Source organism: Sphingopyxis italica (assembly GCF_011926545.1).
Lineage (GTDB): Bacteria > Pseudomonadota > Alphaproteobacteria > Sphingomonadales > Sphingomonadaceae > Sphingopyxis > Sphingopyxis italica.
On the sequence record NZ_JAATIT010000001.1, the window covers coordinates 1,224,637 to 1,242,372 of the forward strand.

22 protein-coding genes and 1 riboswitch are annotated in these 17,736 nt (G+C 66.1%); of the genes, 10 read left to right on the top strand and 12 right to left on the bottom strand.

All coding sequences use genetic code 11. The features are described 5' to 3' along the window. Window positions 1–172: 172 nt before the first annotated feature. From GGR90_RS05515 to GGR90_RS05525, 3 genes are read right to left on the bottom strand one after another with little or no spacing between them, the layout of a single operon-like run. Complete coding sequence (locus GGR90_RS05515) at window positions 173–1,036, bottom strand: restriction endonuclease (RefSeq protein ID WP_167920040.1); 864 nt, start codon at window positions 1,034–1,036, stop codon at window positions 173–175. Then, on the bottom strand, window positions 1,036–2,964 hold the full coding sequence (dxs, locus tag GGR90_RS05520; RefSeq protein WP_167920042.1) for a 1-deoxy-D-xylulose-5-phosphate synthase: 1,929 nt from the start codon (window positions 2,962–2,964) through the stop codon (window positions 1,036–1,038). Before dxs ends, GGR90_RS05515 begins: the two co-directional genes overlap by 1 nt. Before the next feature lie 46 nt (window positions 2,965–3,010). Next, complete coding sequence (locus GGR90_RS05525) at window positions 3,011–3,253, bottom strand: hypothetical protein (RefSeq protein ID WP_167920044.1); 243 nt, start codon at window positions 3,251–3,253, stop codon at window positions 3,011–3,013. Window positions 3,254–3,476: 223 nt separating this feature from the next. Here GGR90_RS05525 and GGR90_RS05530 point away from each other — a divergent pair, with 223 nt between their 5' ends. Further along, window positions 3,477–4,472 carry a MipA/OmpV family protein gene (locus GGR90_RS05530; protein ID WP_167920046.1) on the top strand — a complete coding sequence of 332 codons (996 nt, stop codon included), beginning with the start codon at window positions 3,477–3,479 and terminating at the stop codon, window positions 4,470–4,472. A 128-nt stretch (window positions 4,473–4,600) separates the two neighbouring features. Here GGR90_RS05530 and rpmG read toward each other — a convergent pair whose 3' ends face one another. From rpmG to GGR90_RS05550, 4 genes are all read right to left on the bottom strand, one after another. Next, complete coding sequence (gene rpmG / locus GGR90_RS05535) at window positions 4,601–4,768, bottom strand: 50S ribosomal protein L33 (protein ID WP_167920048.1); 168 nt, start codon at window positions 4,766–4,768, stop codon at window positions 4,601–4,603. Window positions 4,769–4,986: 218 nt separating this feature from the next. Continuing rightward, window positions 4,987–5,724, bottom strand: coding sequence for an energy transducer TonB (locus GGR90_RS05540; RefSeq protein ID WP_167920050.1), 738 nt, complete (start codon window positions 5,722–5,724; stop codon window positions 4,987–4,989). Between the two features lie 232 nt (window positions 5,725–5,956). Further along, complete coding sequence (locus GGR90_RS05545; RefSeq protein ID WP_167920052.1) at window positions 5,957–7,276, bottom strand: glutamate--tRNA ligase; 1,320 nt, start codon at window positions 7,274–7,276, stop codon at window positions 5,957–5,959. Window positions 7,277–7,329: 53 nt separating this feature from the next. Continuing rightward, entirely contained in the window at window positions 7,330–8,991 is a 1,662-nt protein-coding gene (locus GGR90_RS05550) for an NAD+ synthase (protein WP_167920054.1), read from the bottom strand. A 145-nt stretch (window positions 8,992–9,136) separates the two neighbouring features. Here GGR90_RS05550 and GGR90_RS05555 point away from each other — a divergent pair, with 145 nt between their 5' ends. Then, window positions 9,137–10,072 carry a ribose-phosphate pyrophosphokinase gene (locus GGR90_RS05555; RefSeq protein WP_167920056.1) on the top strand — a complete coding sequence of 312 codons (936 nt, stop codon included), beginning with the start codon at window positions 9,137–9,139 and terminating at the stop codon, window positions 10,070–10,072. 6 nt (window positions 10,073–10,078) lie between these two features. Here GGR90_RS05555 and GGR90_RS05560 read toward each other — a convergent pair whose 3' ends face one another. After that, window positions 10,079–10,621 carry a TetR/AcrR family transcriptional regulator gene (locus tag GGR90_RS05560; RefSeq protein ID WP_167920058.1) on the bottom strand — a complete coding sequence of 181 codons (543 nt, stop codon included), beginning with the start codon at window positions 10,619–10,621 and terminating at the stop codon, window positions 10,079–10,081. 118 nt (window positions 10,622–10,739) lie between these two features. On the opposite strand from GGR90_RS05560, the gene hisN reads away from it, so the two are divergent. The 4 genes from hisN (at window position 10,740) to rplT (ending at window position 12,587) form a co-directional block, all read left to right on the top strand. Continuing rightward, a complete protein-coding gene (gene hisN, locus GGR90_RS05565; RefSeq protein WP_167920060.1) occupies window positions 10,740–11,522 on the top strand; it encodes a histidinol-phosphatase in 783 nt (260 codons plus the stop codon). Window positions 11,523–11,538: 16 nt separating this feature from the next. Then, the gene (locus GGR90_RS05570) at window positions 11,539–11,889 is read left to right on the top strand and encodes a GFA family protein (protein WP_167920062.1); all 351 of its coding nucleotides are present in this window, start codon (window positions 11,539–11,541) and stop codon (window positions 11,887–11,889) included. 115 nt (window positions 11,890–12,004) lie between these two features. Then, window positions 12,005–12,208 (top strand): 50S ribosomal protein L35, encoded by a 204-nt coding sequence (gene rpmI, locus GGR90_RS05575; protein WP_167920064.1) that lies wholly within the window; start codon window positions 12,005–12,007, stop codon window positions 12,206–12,208. A 13-nt stretch (window positions 12,209–12,221) separates the two neighbouring features. Next, window positions 12,222–12,587: a 50S ribosomal protein L20 gene (gene rplT / locus GGR90_RS05580; RefSeq protein ID WP_167920066.1), complete on the top strand. Its 366-nt coding sequence runs from the start codon at window positions 12,222–12,224 to the stop codon at window positions 12,585–12,587. Between the two features lie 281 nt (window positions 12,588–12,868). Here rplT and GGR90_RS05585 read toward each other — a convergent pair whose 3' ends face one another. Then, a complete protein-coding gene (locus tag GGR90_RS05585) occupies window positions 12,869–13,759 on the bottom strand; it encodes a LysR family transcriptional regulator (RefSeq protein ID WP_167920068.1) in 891 nt (296 codons plus the stop codon). A gap of 120 nt (window positions 13,760–13,879) precedes the next feature. Between GGR90_RS05585 and GGR90_RS05590 the strand changes: the two genes are divergently transcribed. The 4 genes from GGR90_RS05590 to GGR90_RS05605 are packed head-to-tail and all read left to right on the top strand — an operon-like array spanning window position 13,880 to window position 15,793. Beyond that, window positions 13,880–14,512: a pyridoxamine 5'-phosphate oxidase family protein gene (locus tag GGR90_RS05590; RefSeq protein WP_167920070.1), complete on the top strand. Its 633-nt coding sequence runs from the start codon at window positions 13,880–13,882 to the stop codon at window positions 14,510–14,512. Continuing rightward, a complete protein-coding gene (locus GGR90_RS05595; protein ID WP_167920072.1) occupies window positions 14,509–15,117 on the top strand; it encodes a glutathione S-transferase family protein in 609 nt (202 codons plus the stop codon). The genes GGR90_RS05590 and GGR90_RS05595 overlap by 4 nt, the downstream gene beginning before the upstream one ends. Continuing rightward, on the top strand, window positions 15,117–15,338 hold the full coding sequence (locus GGR90_RS05600) for a tautomerase family protein (protein ID WP_167920074.1): 222 nt from the start codon (window positions 15,117–15,119) through the stop codon (window positions 15,336–15,338). The genes GGR90_RS05595 and GGR90_RS05600 overlap by 1 nt, the downstream gene beginning before the upstream one ends. After that, window positions 15,335–15,793: a DMT family transporter gene (locus tag GGR90_RS05605; RefSeq protein WP_167920076.1), complete on the top strand. Its 459-nt coding sequence runs from the start codon at window positions 15,335–15,337 to the stop codon at window positions 15,791–15,793. Before GGR90_RS05600 ends, GGR90_RS05605 begins: the two co-directional genes overlap by 4 nt. 78 nt (window positions 15,794–15,871) lie before the next feature. Here the strand turns inward: GGR90_RS05605 and GGR90_RS05610 are convergent, their stop codons facing one another. From GGR90_RS05610 to GGR90_RS05620, 3 genes are all read right to left on the bottom strand, one after another. After that, window positions 15,872–16,276 (bottom strand): GFA family protein, encoded by a 405-nt coding sequence (locus tag GGR90_RS05610; RefSeq protein WP_167920078.1) that lies wholly within the window; start codon window positions 16,274–16,276, stop codon window positions 15,872–15,874. A gap of 80 nt (window positions 16,277–16,356) precedes the next feature. Continuing rightward, on the bottom strand, window positions 16,357–17,052 hold the full coding sequence (locus GGR90_RS05615; RefSeq protein WP_167920080.1) for a helix-turn-helix transcriptional regulator: 696 nt from the start codon (window positions 17,050–17,052) through the stop codon (window positions 16,357–16,359). Window positions 17,053–17,072: 20 nt separating this feature from the next. Continuing rightward, window positions 17,073–17,513, bottom strand: a complete 441-nt coding sequence (locus GGR90_RS05620) for a DUF6265 family protein (protein WP_167920082.1) — start codon at window positions 17,511–17,513, stop codon at window positions 17,073–17,075. Window positions 17,514–17,591: 78 nt separating this feature from the next. Next, window positions 17,592–17,703: riboswitch (TPP riboswitch) on the top strand. Window positions 17,704–17,736 lie beyond the last annotated feature (33 nt).

Genomic DNA, 17,736 nt, shown 5'->3' on the forward strand with positions numbered 1-17,736 from the left:
GCCGTTTTCTTTTCACCGCTGCGCCTCCTTTTGTCATCCCGGACTTGATCCGGGGTCCACCGCCGCGCCGAAGTCGCGGATCCCCGATCAAGTCCGGGGTGACGATGATGAAGAGAGGCCGACTAGAGCGGCGCTTCGACAGGCTCAGCACGAGCGGCGTTGGTCGATGCGATCAAAGCTGACCAAACCAATCCGGTTTGACCACCACCTCTTCTACCATGCGCGTTTCAACACCCAGCCCCAATTCCTTGAGCTTCTCGCAAAGTGCTTCCCCGTCGATGAGATCAATTGGCGGCGCTCCGTCCCGTGTAGCTTCGCGTCGAGCATCGGGTGAGAACGTGCCGGTTGTAATGATGAGCCCCTTGTCGGTGCGTCCCATCATCGCGCCTCGAAAGTCCCTCACGGCTCCAGCCCCAACTGATCCCTGGTAGCGTTTGCACTGAAACAGCACATGAAAGCTCATCAAGCTAAGCTGGAGAATGCCAGTGCCATCAATGCCGCCGTCGCCTGACTTGCCGGTGACCTCAACCTTTACAAAGCCCGACTCCCGAAGCAATCGTTGAGACAAGCGTTCGAACGCGGAAGGATCAAGCGACTTCAGCTTAGTCAGCAGCTGGTCCTTCCAGTCTAAAAACTCGGCCTCAGGATTTCCGATCTGCGGTGTAGATGGTGTGTCGTCGCCCGCAGCAGCCGATTTCTCGACCTCCTTGTTTTTGGCGAGCACATCTGTTTTCAGTTGTGAAGCCGTCATGGAGACCGCCTCGCGACCTTCGTCTGTAAGTATCCATATCCCTCGCCCGCCTGATTTCAGATAACCAGCGCCTTTCAGATAACTGCGGGCCCACGACATTCGGTCTGGCAGTACTGCGCCATGACCGCTGGAATATTCGACATCGAGCATCGCCGGATTTAACGCCATCGTCGTCATCACGGCATCGTTGCTTTCGGCAAGCGAGGCTGAACCGCCCAGCCCATCCAAGGCAATCAATGTTGGCCGGAAAAACTCGTGATACTTAGGCAAGTCATCGACGGTCATCACGCTCGCGCGCCTGCTTCCTCGACCCCCGCGCTGTTGTGGCGCAGCGCCTTCAGCACCGTATCGACGATCTGCGGCGCGTTGAGGCCCGCCGCGTCATATTGCAGTTCGGGCTTGTCCTGATCCTGGAACATATCGGGCAGGCGCATCGTGCGCAGTTTCAGCCCCGCGTCGATCAGCCCCTCGTCGCTTGCGAGCGTCAGCACATGCGCGCCGAGGCCGCCGATGCTGCCTTCCTCGATCGTCACGCAGACCTCGTGGCTCGCCAGCGTCTTGCGGATCAGTTCCTCGTCGAGCGGCTTGGCGAAGCGCAGGTCGATCACGCTCGTCGACAGCCCGCGCCCTTCGAGCGTGTCGGCGGCCTTGAGCGCCTCCGCCAATCGCGTGCCGAGCGAGAAGATCGCGACGGTCTTGCCCTGCCGCACGACCCGCCCCTTGCCGATCTCCAGCTTCTCGGGGACCGCGGGCAGCGCCACTCCGGTGCCATTGCCGCGCGGATAGCGGAAGGCGATCGGGCCGTCGTCATATTCGGCGGCGGTATAGGTCATATGGACGAGCTCGGCCTCGTCGGCCGCCGCCATCACCACCATGTTGGGCAAGGTCGCGAGATACGTGACGTCGAACGAGCCCGCATGCGTCGACCCATCCGCCCCGACCAGCCCCGCACGGTCGATCGCGAAGCGCACGGGCAGATTCTGGATCGCGACGTCGTGCACGACCTGATCGTAAGCGCGCTGGAGGAAGGTCGAATAGATCGCCGCGAACGGCCGCATGCCTTGGGCGGCGAGCCCCGCCGCGAAGGTTACCGCATGCTGCTCGGCGATCCCCACGTCGAAGCTCCGGTCGGGATGCGCCTTGGCGAATTTGTCGACCCCGGTCCCCGACGGCATCGCCGCGGTGATCGCGACGATGCGCTGGTCGGTGTCGGCGAGCTTCGCGAGCGTCTCGCCAAAGACATTCTGATATGCGGGCGGCCCCGGCGGCGCCTTCGCCTGTTCGCCGGTGATGACGTCGAATTTCTGCACGCCATGATATTTATCGGCGGCGGCCTCGGCCGGGGCATAGCCCTTGCCCTTCATCGTCACCGCGTGGATCAGCACCGGCCCATGCTCGCTGTCGCGGACATTTTCGAGCACGGGGATCAGATGGTCGAGATTATGCCCGTCGATCGGCCCGACATAATAGAAGCCGAGTTCCTCGAAGAGCGTCCCGCCCATCGCCATGCCGCGCGCGAACTCGTCGGTCTTCTTCGCCGCCTTGTGCAGCGGGTGCGGCAGCTTGCGCGCGAAGCGCCGCGCGATCTCGCGCAGCTCGACGAACGGCCGCGACGACACGAGCTTCGCCAGATAGGCCGACAGTCCCCCAACCGGCGGCGCGATCGACATGTCATTGTCGTTCAAAATCACGATCAGCCGGTTGCCCGCCTGCTGCGCATTGTTCATCGCCTCATAGGCCATGCCCGCCGACATCGACCCGTCGCCGATCACCGCGATCGCGCGGCCGGGTTCGTCCTTGAGCTTGTTCGCGATCGCAAAGCCCAATGCGGCGCTGATCGAGGTCGACGAATGCGCCGCGCCGAAGGGGTCATATTCGCTCTCGCTGCGCTTGGTGAAGCCCGAAAGGCCGCCGCCGGTCCGCAAGGTCCGGATCCGGTCGCGGCGCCCGGTGATGATCTTGTGCGGATAGCATTGGTGGCCGACGTCCCACACGATCTTGTCGCGCGGCGTGTCGAACACATAGTGGAGCGCGGTCGTCAGCTCGACGACGCCGAGTCCCGATCCCAGATGCCCGCCCGTCGTCCCCACCGCCGAAATCATTTCGGCGCGCAATTCGTCGGCGAACTGGCGGAGGTCTTCGGGCTTCAGCTTGCGGAGGTCGGCGGGGACATCCACCGTGTCGAGCAGCGGCGTATGCGGACGATCGGTCATCGCGCCATCATAAAGATAACCGCCGATAGTGTCGAACGAAAAGGGATCAGTCGCGCTCGCTCCGCTCGCCCTCTTCCTCGCTCCGCTTCGCGGTATCGACCTGCGCGTAAAGCCCGCGCACCATCAGGTCGGTGAAGACCAGCATCACCCCGACCATGCCGAGGAACAGCGCGACCGCGACCGCGGGCAGGGGTCCGACCGTCTCGACCCCCTCCTTCTTCATCACCGCCGCCAGCAGCGCGGCCGCCGCCATGAAGCCATAGCCGATCAGGCGCGGAATCCGGCTCATGCGCGCCAAAGCCCGGGCAGCCCAAGGGAACCAATGAGGCTGCGGGGGAATAGGAAAGCGGCGAAGGAGCATTGGTGCATGAATGTCACATGCGGCGAAATCCGCGCTTCGGCAAGACGAAGCCGTTGCAATGGCGCCCCGTTTACTTACACCCCCGTAAGGAGGGGTAAAAACAAAAGATAATAGGCGGATATTTATGCCCGATTTGCCCTCGTTTTTCCGCTTGGCCCGTCCGGCCCGATCGCTTCCTCTTCTTGCTCTATTCGCCTTCGCCGGTTTTGCCGCGCCTGCCGCGGCTGAAGACGCCGCGCTTCCCTATGATCTGCCGACCAGTGCCGATACGGTGCTGATCACCGGCGACGATGAGCAGGCGGCCGCCCATTTCCAGAACACCGAGATCGACGAGAATATCCTGCTGCCCCCCGCGCGGCCGCAGGACGACGATCCCGACCGCACATGGTCGCGCGACTATTTCGCGGTCGCCGTGGGCGTCTTGAACACGCCGAAATATAACGGCTCCGACGATCGCCGCACGCTGCCCGCCTTCTATTTTCGCGGGCGGGTCAGCGGCTTTTCCTTTTCGACCCGCGGCACCAATCTCGTGGTCGACCTGATCCGCCAGCGCCGCGGACAAAGGACCGACCTCAAATTCGGCCCGACGATCAGCCTGCGCGGCGACCGCACGGGCAAAATCGACGACCCGCAGGTCGCGGCGCTCGGCAAGCGCAAGGTCGCGGTCGAAATGGGGCTGTTCGCCGGGGTCAGTCACACCGGCGTGTTCACCAGCAAATATGACCAGATCGGCTTCCGCATGTCGGCGTCCAAGGATATTTCGGGCCGCCACGGCAGCTGGACCGCTTCGCCGACGATCGATTACGGCGGCCCGCTGTCGAAGCGCGCCTATCTGGGCGTCTCGGCGTCGGTGAATTTCTACGGCAAGGGTTTCGGCCGCTATTATTACGACATCGACGCCGAAGACAGCGCCGCGAGCGGGCTTCCCGTCTATGACGGCGCGGGGCGCAAGGCGACCGCGGGCAAATATACGCTGGGGATCGCGGGTGCCTATGCGCTGTCGGGCGACTTGCGCAAGGGCTTCACGCTGATCGGCGGCGCGCAATATGGCCGTATCGCCTCGCGCTTCGCCAAATCGCCGATCGTGGCGGACGTCGGCAGCGCCGACCAATGGCTTTTCGGCGGTGGGCTGGCCTATCAATTCTGACGGTTTCGGCGGTAGCTGCCGCCCATCCACACACGCAAAAAAGGGCGGCACTTGGCCGCCCTGGATCCCCGCCTTCGCGGGGATGACGCATCGCCGTTCCGTTCAGCCTTGCTGAACGGGTCGATACGTCACTTGATCTTGGCTTCCTTGAACTCGACATGCTTGCGCACACGCGGGTCATATTTCCGCACCGTCATTTTTTCGGTCATCGTGCGCGGGTTCTTTTTCGTGACATAGAAAAAGCCCGTGTCGGCGGTGCTCACCAGCTTGATCTTGACGGTCGTCGGCTTGGCCATGGCCCTGTTCCTCGAAATGACTGCACATCCGCCGGAGGCCCGATGGATGCGGCGGGACTAGGGGCCCCGACGTTGGTGTGAAAAACATGAAAGGGCGCCGCGCGAGGCGCCGCCCTCCAATATCCGGGCGCCTTTGGCGGGATTCGGCCTTTCTGTCAAGCGAAAGCGAAGGACGGGCGGCACGATCGGCCGCCCGCCCGGAGGGGTCCGTTGGGTCCTCAGGCGTTCCTTATCTCGAAGCGGACGGTCATCACCTTCCAGCTTTCCTCGGGCACCCCGCCGCGCGTCGCGGGCTTGAAACGCCATTTGGCGAGCGCGCGGCGCTTCGTCGCCTCGAAAAAGGCGGGGCTGTCGGCGCTGATCAGCTCGACCGCCTTGACGCGCCCGTCGGTGCCGATCAGCACGCGGACCTTCGCCGCGCCCTCGATCCCGCCGCGCTGCTCGCGCGCCGGATATTCGGGCTGAAAGGCGCCGGCGAAGCGCGGATCGACGTCGGCGAGCACGAGTTTCGGCTTGGTCGGCGCGACGGGCGGATCGAGCGGGACCGACGGCCCGGTGCCCGTCCCCGCGGGCGGGACATAGGGCGGAAGCGGCGGCGCCTCGGGCGGGTCCTGCACCACCGTCGGCAGCGGGCTCGGCGGCGCGGTAAATTGCGTTTGCGGCTGCTGTGTTTGGGGTTTGGGATCAGGCTGGGGTTCGGGTGGCGTGGGCTTGGGCAAGGTGATCGATGTCCACGGCGGCGTGACGGTCGCCGGCTTATCCTCGACGATCATCGGCGACAGCGCCGCCGCAATGACCAGCGCCGCGGGCAGTCCCACCGCGAACAACGCCGCGAACGGGTGATGGGTTCGGCCGGCGCCATAGCTGCCGCGCGTTTGCAGTGCCGGGGCGGTGGCCGGGGCCGTTATCGCCTCGGGCGCGACCACAATCGCCGAAATCAGGGGTATCAGGGTCATGGCATCTCTCCTTGCCTGTCGACCCGGCCCGGGCGGCTGTCGACCGCCGCCATCAGCCCGGTCACGCAGTAATGATGTTATAACGTTACCTGCTTGTCAAGCCGATTACTTGACTCTGCTCCCCTGCGAAGACGGGGCGCATCTCCCGCCGCTGATCTTCAACCAGCCGGGCTTGGCCGCAAAATCGGGTGACGGGCTTCCGCCCTTCGCACGGACGCGATGATGGCTTTCGTTATGAGCCCCCGGCCGCCGCCAGCCGCGCGACCGCTTCGTCCTTGTCGATCAGCGGCAGCAACTCCGCCATGTCCGGCCCATGGTCGCGCCCCGTCAGCGCGCGGCGCAGCGGCAGGAAGAGCGCGCGGCCCTTGGCCCCCGTCGCCGCCTTCACCGCGCCGGTCAGCGCGTGCCAGGGGTCGCTCGCCCAGTCGATGCCCGGCGCGGCGGCGGCGGCGGCGGCGAGCACCGCGCGGTCGCCCGCATCGGCGGGCGGCGGCGCCAAGGGACCATCGAACACCGGCAGCCAGTCGGCCGCCTCGGCCACCGTCATCAAATTCGGGCGAATCGCGTTCCAGCGCGCTTCGCCGATCGCGGCGGGCAGCCGTTCGGCGACCGCGGCATGATCGGTGTGATGGAGGATCTTTTGACCCAGCAGCGCCAGTTCGGCCTCGTCAAAGCGCGCGGGGGCGCGGCCGAAGCGCGCGAAATCGATGCCCTCGATCAGCGGCGCCGCATCGGTCACCGGCTCGACCGGATCGCTGGTGCCGAGCCGCGCAAGCAGCGCGACGAGCGCGACCGGCTCGATCCCGTCCGCGCGCAGGCTCGCCATGCCGAGCGAGCCCAGCCGCTTCGATAATTTGCCCTCGGTCCCGACGAGCAGCGCCTCATGCGCGAAGTGGGGCGGCGCCTCGCCGAGCGCCGCGAACATCTGGATCTGCACCGCGGTGTTCGACACATGATCCTCACCGCGCACGACATGGCTGATCCCCATCGCGATGTCGTCGATCACGCTCGGCAGCAGATAGAGCCAACTGCCGTCGGCGCGCCGCACCACCGGGTCGGACATCGTCTTCGGCTCGAAATGCTGCGGCCCCCGGACCATGTCGATCCATTCGATCGCGGCGTCATGGTCGAGCCGGAAGCGCCAATGCGGTGCGACGCCCTCGGGCACCGGCGCATCGCCCGGCTTGCGCTCGTAAACCGGTGGCAGCCCGCGCGAGAGCAATATCTTGCGGCGAATGTCGAGTTCCTCGGGCGTCTCGTAACAGGCGTAGACGCGCCCGGCCGCCTTCAATTTCTCGAACTCACCCTCGTACAGCGCGAAACGCGCCGACTGGCGCTCCTCGCCGTCGATGTCGAGGCCGAGCCAGGCCAGGTCGGCGCGAATCGCATCGACATATTCTTCTTTCGACCGCTCGAGGTCGGTATCGTCGATGCGGAGCAGAAAGCGCCCGCCATGCTTGCGCGCCCACAGCCAATTATGGAGCGCGGTGCGGACATTGCCGACATGCAGGCTGCCGGTGGGCGAGGGGGCGAAGCGGGTCGTGACGGTCATGCCGGCGCCTATAGCGGGATTCGTCCGCGACGCGATAGAGCTAGACGGCCGCCCTACCCCGTCCTGAACCCGTGCGTGATCGGATAGCGCCGGTCGCGCCCGAAATTGCGCGTCGACAATTTGACCCCCGGCGGCGCCTGCCGGCGCTTATATTCGGCGAGCATGAGCAGCCGTTCGATCCGCGCTACCACCTCGCGGTCGAAGCCGTAACGCGCGACCACATCGTCGACGCTCGCCTCTTCCTCGACCAGCATATGCAGCATCCGGTCGAGATCGGCATAAGGCGGCAGGCTGTCCTCGTCCTTCTGGTCGGGGCGCAGTTCGGCGCTCGGCGGCTTTGTGACGATATTTTCGGGCATCACCGGGGTCACCCGGTTGCGCGACAGGCGCGGCACATTTTCGTTGCGCCACTTGGCGATCGCGAAGACCGTCATTTTGTACGCGTCCTTCAGCGGATTGTAGCCGCCCGCCATATCGCCATAGATGGTCGCATAGCCGACGCTCATCTCGCTCTTGTTGCCCGTCGTCAGCAGCATCGGGCCGAATTTGTTGCTGAGCGCCATCAGCGTCACCCCGCGGATGCGCGACTGGACATTTTCCTCGGTGATGTCGACGTCCTTGTCGGCAAAGCTGCCCGCGAGCATCGCGTCGAACGCCTCGACCGCGGGCACGATCGGGATCGTGTCGAGCCGGCATCCGATCATCCGCGCGCATTCAGCGGCATCGTCCAGGCTTTCCTTGCTCGTGTAGCGGCTCGGCAGCATCACGCACCAGACTTTGTCGGGGCCGAGCGCGTCGGCGGCGATCGCGGCGCAGATCGCCGAATCGATCCCGCCCGACAGCCCGAGCACGACGCCGGGGAAGCGATTGCGCTCGACATAGTCGCGCAAGCTGACGATCATCGCGCTATAGATGTCGGCCGGATGCGCTTCCCATTCGGCGATCGCGCCGGGTTCGCACCTCCAGCGTCCGTCGCCCGCGTTCGTCCAGCGCGTAACGCGCTCCTCGGCTTCCCAGTCGACGAGCCGATGCGCGGCCTGCCCGTCGTCATTAAGCACGAACGAACAGCCGTCGAACACCAGCTCGTCCTGCCCGCCGATGCGGTTGAGGAAGATCAGCGGCAATTGGGTTTCGGCAACGCGGCTCGCGAACACCTGCGTCAGCCGGCGCTCGTCCTTGTCGATTTCATAGGGGCTGCCGTTGAGCGAGATCAGCAGTTCGGCGCCCTGCGCGGCGAGATGCCGGCACACCGTCGGCAGCCAGCCATCCTCGCAGATCGGCAGGCCGAGCTTGATCCCGCGCCATTCGACGATGTCGGGCAGCGGCCCGGGAACGAAGACGCGCTTCTCGTCGAAGGTGCCGTAATTGGGGAGTTCATGCTTGCGCCGCGTCGCGACGATTTTCCCGCCGTCGAGCAAGGCGACGATATTATAGAGGTCTTCGCCCTCTCGCTCGACCGACCCGACGAGCATCGCCGGGCCGCCGTCGGCGGTCTCGGCGGCCAGCTCGGCGAGGAGCTTCGCCGCGCGCTCGGCGAGCGCGGGCTTCAGCACCAGATCCTCGGGCGGATAGCCGATCAGCTGGAATTCGGGATAGAGGATCAGGTCGGCGCCCCTATGCCGCGCCCGAACGCTACGCATCGCGTCGGCATTGGCGGCAAGGTCGCCGACGACCTGCGTCATCTGCGACAGGACGATGGTGAGCTGTTGGATCATGCGCCGGGTTTAGGCGCAAGCCGGACGATTTCAACCGAAGACCGATGTCCGCAACGCCCCCGGTGGCTTTAACCCCTTCCCCTTCTCTCCCGCGCTGGCTAAGGGGGCGCGCAATCCCACCCCGCGCGAAAGGGCTTCGCACCCCATGAAACTCATCTCCGGCAACAGCAACCTGCCGCTGGCCCGCGCGATCGCGGACTATCTCGAGCTGCCGCTCACCGACACCAGCGTGCGCCGCTTCGCCGACGAGGAAGTCTTCGTCGAAATCCACGAGAATGTCCGCGGCCAGGACGTCTTCGTCGTCCAGCCAACGAACTTTCCCGCGAACGACAATCTGATGGAGCTGCTCATCATCAACGACGCGCTGCGCCGCGCCTCGGCGAAGCGCATCACCGCGGTCGTTCCCTATTTCGGCTATGCGCGCCAGGACCGCAAACCCGGTCCGCGCACCCCGATCTCGGCGAAGCTCGTCGCGAACCTGATCACGACCTCGGGCGCCGACCGCGTGCTCGCGATCGACCTGCACGCCGGGCAGATCCAGGGTTTCTTCGACATCCCGACCGACAATCTCTATGCCGCGCCGGTGATGAGCGCCGATATCCAGGCGCGCTTCGCCGGCAAGAATCTGATGGTCGTCTCGCCCGACGTCGGCGGCGTCGTGCGCGCGCGCGCGCTCGCCAAGCGCCTCGACAACGCCCCGCTCGCGATCGTCGACAAACGGCGTGAACGCGCCGGCGAATCGGAAGTGATGAACATCATCGGCGACGTGTCGGGCCGCTTCTGCATCCTGATCGACGACATCGTCGATTCGGCGGGCACGCTCTGCAACGCTGCCGCCGCGCTCAAGGCCGCCGGCGCCGAGGGCGTCGTCGCCTATTGCACCCACGGCGTGCTGTCGGGCGGCGCGGTCGCACGCGTCGATGCGAGTGAGCTCACCGAACTCGTCATCACCGATTCGATCCAGCCGACCGACGCGGTGAACGACAGCGGCAAGGTCCGCGCGCTCACCGTCGCGCCCTTGCTCGGCGAAGCGATCAAGCGCATCGCCGACGAGACGTCGGTCTCCTCGCTGTTCGACTGACCCGCGTCAGCGCGCGACCAGCGCGCCGACGATAGAATCGAGCTGGCGCCGGAAACTCGCGTGATCGGGCACGGCATGGACCAGCCCGCGCGCCGTCCAGCACAGCGCCTGCGCCATGCTGCCCGCGCGCGCGACCGCCGAGCCGGGGCCGCTCAAACGGATCGCTTCGGCCATCGCGGCGACCAGCCGCCGTTCGGTGGCGCGCGCCGCGTCGGGCGGATCGCGCTGGAGCATCGCGATGATTTCGGCGCCATGCGGCGAGGCGTGGAGCGCCGCCATATGCCGCCCCACCCACGCATCGAGCGCATCGGCCAGCCGCTCGGCAAGCGTCTTCGCCGGCTGTTCGATACTGGCGAGCGCGGCCGCGAGCGAGCTATCGACCAAGCCCCTGGTCGCCCAATCGATCAGCGCGCCCTTCGACCCGAAGCGCAGATAAAGCGCCTGGCGCGAGACGCCGAGCGCCGCGGCGACATCCTCCATCGATGCCTTGCGCGGCCCGTAGCGCGCGAAAGTCGCGACGATCGGATCGAGAGGAAAATCGCCCGCCATAATGCGCGATTTTACAATTTATATCTTAATTGTAAAATCGATAAAATTGGGACCCGGAAGGGCGCAAATAGCTTTGCATGGGCTGGCGGTGCGGCGCGCGCTGGGCTAGCGCGAAGCCATGTCGATCACCTCTGACCTCGCGCTCGCCCATCGCCTCGCCGACGCCGCCGGCGAAGCGATCCGCCCGCTCTTTCGCTCCAACTGGGTCCACGAAGCGAAGGCCGACGCCTCGCCCGTCACCGAAGCCGACCGCGCCGCCGAAGCCGCGATGCGCCGCCTGCTCGATGCCGAGGCGCCGCGCGATGGCATCATCGGCGAGGAATATGGCGCCGAGCGCCCCGAAGCTTCGCGCCAATGGGTGCTCGACCCGATCGACGGCACGGTCAGCTTCATGGCGGGCCGCCCGATCTTCGGCACGCTGATCGCGCTGCTGCAGGACGGCTGGCCCTTGATCGGGATCATCGACCAGCCGATCGCCGGCGAACGCTGGGTCGGCGCGGCGGGGCATCCGACTTTATTCAATGGCGCGCCCGCGACGACGCGCGCCTGCCGCAACCTGTCCGATGCCGTGCTCGCGACGACCGGCCCGCAATATTTCAGCGACCATGACGGCGAGCATTTCATGGCGCTCGCCGCGAAGACGTCGCACAAGCGGATGCTCTTCGGCGGCGACTGCTATAATTACGGCCTGCTCGCGAGCGGCCATATCGATATGGTCGTCGAGGCGGGGCTCAAGCTCCACGACTTCGCCGCGCTGGTGCCGATCGTCGAAGGGGCGGGCGGGACGATGTGCGACTGGAACGGCGACCCGCTGCACAGCGAGAGCGCGGGCCATGTCATCGCCTTGGGCGATCCCGCGCGGCTCGAAGATGTGATCGAAGGGCTCGCCTGCCACCACTGAAGAGAAGGAAGCGATTATGGCATATGAAGGCAGCTGCCATTGCGGCGCGGTGACCTACAGCGTCGAGAGTGACATTCCCGACACGGCGATGAGCTGCAACTGCTCGCACTGCCGCCGCAAGGGCTTCCTCCTGACCTTCGTCCCCATCGACCGGTTCCGGCTGGAGAGCGGCGCCGACAAGCTCAAATCCTATCAATTCAACAAGCACAACATCGACCATCAATTCTGCGCCGACTGCGGCTGCCAGAGCTTTTCGGTCGGCACCGGCCCCGACGGCGCGAAGATGGCGGCGGTCAACCTGCGCTGCGTCCCCGCGGCCGACCTCGACGCGCTGAATATCCAGAAGGTTGACGGCGCGAGTTTTTGATCCCGAATCGCTTGCATTTCCGGGCGAATCCACCTAAGCGCCCCGCTTCCGATTGTGTCGGCTGGCTGAAAGGGCTGCCAGGCCGATACGCAAACGGACTTCAAAGGAGACCAAAATGCCCAAGATGAAGACCAAGAGCGGTGTGAAGAAACGCTTCAAATTCACCGCCTCGGGCAAGGTGAAGCACGGCGTCGCCGGCAAGCGCCACCGCCTGAGCAGCCATAATGCAAAATATATCCGCACCAACCGCGGCACCAGCGTGCTCAGCGATTCGGACGTGGCCCATGTGCGCCTCTGGGCGCCCTACGGCCTGAAGTAAGGAGCGCTAGACCATGTCACGCATCAAACGCGGCGTCACCACGCGCGCCAAGCACAAGCGCGTATTGGATCAGGCGAAGGGCTATTATGGCCGTCGCAAGAACACGATCCGCATCGCCAAGCAGGCGGTCGAAAAGGCCGGCCAATATGCTTATCGCGACCGCAAGGTTAAGAAGCGGAGCTTCCGGGCTCTCTGGATCCAGCGCATCAACGCCGCGGTCCGCGCCGAAGGCCTGACCTATTCGCAGTTCATGCACGGCGTGAAGCTCGCCGGCATCGAACTCGACCGCAAGGTCATGGCCGACCTCGCGATGAACGAAGGCGGCGTGTTCACCGCGATCATCGCGCAGGCGAAGGCGGCGCTGCCCAAGGCGGCCTGACGCTTTCAGCCAAGGCAAATGAGATCAAGGGCGGTCCTGAGGGGCCGCCCTTTTTCGTTGGGTCACGCGTGTATCGAATGCCGGGTTACGGGCGGAAGCCCCCGATCCTCCCCGGCACGGGGAGGGGGACCACCGAAGGTGGTGGAGGGGCAGGTGCGGAGTCGCGTGACGCATAGAGGACAGGAAACACCTCGCGTGCCCCTCCACCATGCTTCGCATGGTCCCCCTCCCCCAAGGGGGAGGATCGTCAGCTCACCACCCCGAAACCGCCCTTCCGACCCTCAATCCAACCCCGCCGCCCGCATCCGCGCCTTCATCGCGGCGACGAACGAGCGCACCGAGGGCAAGCCCGCGCGCGACGGCTCGAACAGCAGATGGACCGGCAGCGGCGGCGGCGCTTCGTCCGCCAGCAGCGAAATAAGCCGCCCCGCATCGACCGCCTCGGCGAGCTGATAGCTCAAGAGATTGGCGATCCCCAGCCCCGCCTCGGCCGCCGCCAGCACCCCGTCGACGCTGTTGACGACGAGCCGCGGCGGCGCATCGAGCCGCCAGCGCCGCGACGCGAATTGCCATTCGGCCGCCCAGCGCGGCCCCATCGTGCCGATCAGCTCGTGGCCCGCCAGCTCCTCGACCGTCGCCGGCGCCCCGCGCCGCGCGAGATAGGCGGGGCTCGCGACAAGCATCTGGCGCACCCGGTCGATCCGCACCGCCTTCAGCGCCGAATCGGCGAGCGGCCCGATCCGCACCGCGACGTCGATGCCCTCCTCGACGATGCGGACGTTGCGGTCGATCAGCATCATCCGCACGGCAAGCCCGGCGTGCTGCGCCATCAACTCGCCCACGACCGGCAGCACATGCAGGCGCCCGAACATCACCGGCGCGGTCAGGTGCAGCTGTCCGCGCGGTTCGGCCTCGGCGCCGCGCAGCTCGCGCTCGGCGCCCGCGAGTTCGGCGAGGATGCGCCGCGCCTGCTCCAGAAAGCCAGCGCCCGCCTCGGTCAGCGCGACCGCGCGCGTCGAGCGGTGGAACAGGCGCGTCCCCAGCCTGGCCTCGAGCGCGGCGATCCCGCGCGTCACGGCGGGCGGCGAACTGCCGAGCTTGCGCGCGGCGGCCGCGAAACCGCCCTCGCTCGCGACCGCGACGAACATTTCCAGCGTCAGCAACCGGTCCATGATTATTCCTTAAAACGAAATTAAGTTGTGCAATCTTCCGGTATTACAACGAACAGCGCAATTGCCTAAATCGGTCGCGAGCGAAGGCGGTCCCCTTCGCACCTTTCGAGAGGCCCGCAGATGGCGCAGAATTACCGGCACACGCTTTTCGACGAGGCCGTGAAAGCCGAGCAGCGACGCCAAGGCTCGCGCGCGTCCTATGACAAAATGGATGCGAACGCCGACGGCACCCCCGACACGCTGACGGCAAAGGAAATCGCCTTCATCGGCGAACGCGACAGCTTTTACCTGGCGAGCGTCACCGCCGATGGCTGGCCCTATATGCAGCATCGCGGCGGCCCCGCCGGCTTCCTTCGCCATATCGCGGGTAATCGCATCGGCTTCGCCGACTATCGCGGCAACAAGCAATATATCAGCACCGCGAACCTCAAGGGCAACGACCGCGTCTCGCTGTTCCTGATGGACTATCCGAACCGCGACCGGCTGAAGCTCGTCGGCCATGCGGTGAGCGTCGAGCTTGCCGACGATCCCGCTGCGGTCACCGCGCTGATGCCCGCAGGCTATCGCGCGACGCCCGAGCGCGCCTTCTTCATCGACGTCATCGGCTGGGAATGGAACTGCTCGCAGCACATCACCCCGCGCTTCACCGAGGCCGAAATTTCCGCGGCGGTCCGCCCGATGGCGGCGGAACTCAACCAGCTGCGCGCCGAAATTGCGGCCTTGCGCGCGGCCCAGAAAGGAGACGACCAATGATCACCCTCTACGGCTCGCCGCTATCGGGCAACACGCACAAGATCCGCATGGCGCTCGCCTTCCTCGGCCTGCCGTGGGACGAGCGGCTGACCGATGCCGCGGCGCGCCAGTCGGATGCGTTTCGCGCCCTGACCCCGATGACGCAGATCCCGCTCTATGTCGAAAGCGATTTCACCCTGCGCGACAGCCAGGCGATCCTCGCCTATCTTGCGGCGCGCCATCGCCCCGGCGAATGGGACGGCGATAGCCCCGAAGAACGCGGCCAGGTGGCGCTATGGCTCTCGCACGCCGCGAACGAGATCGCGAACGGCCCCGCGACGCTCCGCCTCGCGCGCAAGTTCGGCCTCGCCATATTCGAGGATCATGCCGCCGCCGTCACCGCGCGCATCCTGCCCGTGATCGAGGCGCATCTCGAAGGCCGCGACTGGCTCGCCGGCGACCGGCTCACCATCGCCGACATGGCGGCGAGCCCCTATCTCGCGCTGATGGGCGATGCCGGGCTCGACCTTGACGATTGGCCGGCGATCCGCGACTGGACGCGCCGGATCGCCGCCCTCCCCCTATTTCCCGAAATGCCGGGATGGGCGAGTGAAGGAGCCGCATAATGCCCTACGTCAATATCCGCATCACCCGTGAGGGTGCGACCCCCGAACAAAAGGCCGAACTGATCGGCGGCGTCACCGACCTGCTCCAGCGCGTGCTCGGCAAGAATCCCGCGACCACCGTCGTCACGATCGACGAGGTCGAATTTGAAAATTGGGGAATCGGCGGGCTGCCCGTTCTCGACTATCGCGCCGCACAGGCTGCAAAGGAGCAAAAGCGATGACCGCGAACAACGCCGCCCCCGCTTTCGCCACGATCATGCTGCTGACCGGGGTCGGCATCCCGATCCTCGCGGCACTCAACGGCGGGCTCGGGACGCGGCTCGGCAGCCCGATGGCGGCATCGATGATCCTCTTCGGCCTCGCCTTCCTTATCGCCACCGCCGGCGCGTTGATGACCGGATCGATCGGCCAGATCCGCTTCACCTCCGACATTCCCGCCCATTTCTATTTCGGCGGGTTGTTCGTCGCCTTCTACGTCATCGCGGTGACCTTCATCGCGCCCAAATTCGGGGTCGGCAATGCGATCTTCTTCGTGCTCGTCGGCCAGCTGATCAGCGCCGCGACGATCGATCATTTCGGCCTGTTCGGCGCGCTGCGCTCGGCGATCGACCTGAAGCGCACCGCCGGAATCGCGCTGATGATCGCGGGGGTATATCTGGCGCGCAAGACGGGTTGAAGGCGGGTTTCGACGGGTAGCGGCAGATACCGGCCATCGCCCCCGCTAAGGCGCGGGCGATGAGTCAGTGGAGCCCCCTCACATATGACCCGTCACCTCCGGCGCGTTCCACCAATTGTTCCCCGCGCCGTCCATATGCTGCACCGGCAGCGCCGCCATTTCGGCGGGCGACAAATCGTCGAGGCACGCGATCGACACCGAAACATAGGCGCCGCCGATTTCCTCGACATAGCCATGGCCGAACGACGACACCCCGCACGTCTTGCAGAAGACATGGTGCGCGCTGTTCGACCCGAACTGATAGTCTCCGAGCGCGACGGGATCGGTGAGCAGGCGAAAGGCGTCGGGCTTGACCTGCGCATTCCAGCCGCGCTTCTTGGTGCAGATCGAGCAATTGCATTTGCCCGTCCCCGCCGCGAGGTCGAGGTCGGCTTCGAACTTGACGGCGCCGCAGTGGCACGAACCATGATGGGTCTTGAGCATCTTCATCCTCCGGTCTGGCGGCGCCGTCACCCGGCGCCCCTCACCCGCAGAGGATTAGCCCGCTCCCCTGACAGATCATGTCAGGAGGCGGAATCATAGCCGTTCTGCCGCCACCAGTCGGCCATCAGCACCGCGCGCCGCCGCCCGAACCCCGCGTCGCCGATCCGCGCCGCGCCGATCCGGTCGATGCGAAAGCTGCGAAAATCCTGCCGCAGCAGGCACCACGCCGCGATGATCTGCTTGTCCTCGAAATAAGCGAGCGCCGCGGGCCAGATCGCGCGTTCGCTCGCGCGGCCCTTCTCGTCGGCATAGTCGATGTGCAGCGTCTTTTCGGCGCGCATCGCCTCGCGCACCGTCGCGAGCAGGGGCGCATTGCTCTCGCGCCAGCGGCTGTTCACCGGCCACAGCCCCGACTCGTCGATCCGCTGCTTGAGCTCGTCGGGGCTCGCCGCGGCGATCTTCGCGAGCGCCAGCCCCGCGGCGCGCGACAGCGCCCCGTCCTGCCGCCCCTCGACCCAGCGTGCGCCGAGAACCAGCGCCTCCAGCTCCTCGGCGGTGAACATCAGCGGCGGCAGGAAGAAGCCGGGGCGCAGCATATAGCCGACCCCCGCCGCCCCCTCGATCGGCGCGCCCAAGGCGACCAGCGCCTGAATGTCGCGATAGAGCGTGCGCACCGACACGCCCTGCTCGTCGGCGAGCGCCTCGGCGGTCACCGCCCGCCGCCGCCGGCGCAGGCTGTCGATGATCGCGAAAAGCCGCGCCGTCTTGTCCGCCATGATGCTTTCGTCCGCTCCGCTCAGCGCCGCCGATAGGCCCAGCTTCGCGCCTTCGACCCGTCGATCGCCGAAATCGTCGCGGTCAGCATGTCGCCGGAGCGGGCATAGGCGATGCGCTGCGGATAATCATGCGCCGCATTCTCGAAGGTCGCGCGCGCCATATCATGCCGCACCAGCCGGAACACGACGGGCACCCCGCCCTGCGGCATCGCGATATAGGAAATCGCGCCATCGTCGCCGCGCGCGATCCGGATGAACTCATACTCGCGCAGTTCCTCACCGCGTCCCGACCGGCTATGGCCGATCATCATCCCGCCGCGCGGGAGTGCCCAGCTCTCCTCGGTCCAGCGCCCGTCGGCCTCGCTCACCCAGTCGCCCGCGAGCCAGCCGAGATCGTCCACGCTCGCCGCCGGGCTCGCCGCCACGAGAAGCACCGCCAAAGCCGCCGCGATCATCCGCATGATCCTCTCCCTCGCCGCCCTTTACCACCGCCCGGTCCCCATCATCAATGGACAGCGCACCCCCCGCCCCCTATAACCCTCCCATCCCCGGGGAGCCTGGCGCGCAAACGCCGGTTGAGAGCGGAATAGACCGCGACCCGTTGAACCTGATCCGGCTAATACCGGCGGAGGGAGGGTCGGCTTTCACCGCGTGAGAACCGTCTTTCGCTCCGACATAATGGAG